Below are 986 nucleotides of genomic sequence, written 5' to 3' on the forward strand. Positions count from 1 at the left end.
TCGTGTTGACTTTATTCTTTTTTATGGTGTTTTTAGTGTTTTTAACAGATTTCACAGTGGCTAAACCATATTTAGTGTTGTAAGTTATCTGGTTTTTATAAAGCGTTGTTTTATACCCTTTATTGTAAACACCGTAATTAGTGTTCTTGTAAACCTGGTTAGAAGTTACTGTAGAGTATTTAGCGGTTTTATACAGGTATAATCCAATTTTATTATACTTTAAAGTGTTTGATTTTAAAGTATTCTTGTAACCTGCATTTAATGCCCCATAATAGAACTTAGATACCGTGTTACTTTGAACCAGATTAGATTTAGCTGAACTAGTTAAATAAATTCCATAACCTTTATTTAAACCAGTTAAAGTGTTCTTATAAATTTTAACACTAGAACCGCTGCTGTAAACACCAGCACTTGTAACAGACTTTACACTGTTCCCACTGATTGTGGTTGAACCTGCACTATTTACAATACCCTTACTACCACCAGAAACCGCATTATAACCAATTATAGACGCAGAACCCTTATTATTAACCCCATAGTAATTATTTTTCAAGGTATTGTGCCCAATTTTACTGGAAGAACCAGTATTATAGATTCCTGACTTAGAAGCGCTTGAAACAGTGTTGTAGTTAATGTCTGCAGCTTTCACATAGTTTACAATACCATACTCACCACCAGAAATGGTGTTATATAATATATCTACGTTGGATCCTTTGTTTGTGATTCCCACTTTATTGTTCACCAGTTTAAAACCACGGAAAGTCAAATTATTCCCATAATTATAAACAGCTGAACCTTTACTGGACTGGAAAACATTATTAGCACTTATCTTAACACCAGAACCACTACCATAATTAACAAACCCATACACATTACCTGCAAACGTATTATTAGTAATGTTAATAGTATTTGCTTTATTCAAGATTCCAGTACTATAATTCTTAATTATCAAACCCTGAATAGTAGCATTAGCATTTACAGTAAAC

Annotated in this window: 1 protein-coding gene; it reads right to left on the minus strand. The window is 32.3% G+C overall.

Annotation, left to right across the window (positions count from 1 at the left end):
- Nucleotides 1–922, minus strand: a 922-nt coding sequence (locus ASJ80_RS08505; RefSeq protein ID WP_245837546.1) for a right-handed parallel beta-helix repeat-containing protein, incomplete at its 3' end; no start/stop codon positions are given.
- Nucleotides 923–986 lie beyond the last annotated feature (64 nt).

The sequence above is a fragment of the Methanobacterium bryantii genome (assembly GCF_002287175.1).
Taxonomy (GTDB): domain Archaea; phylum Methanobacteriota; class Methanobacteria; order Methanobacteriales; family Methanobacteriaceae; genus Methanobacterium_D; species Methanobacterium_D bryantii.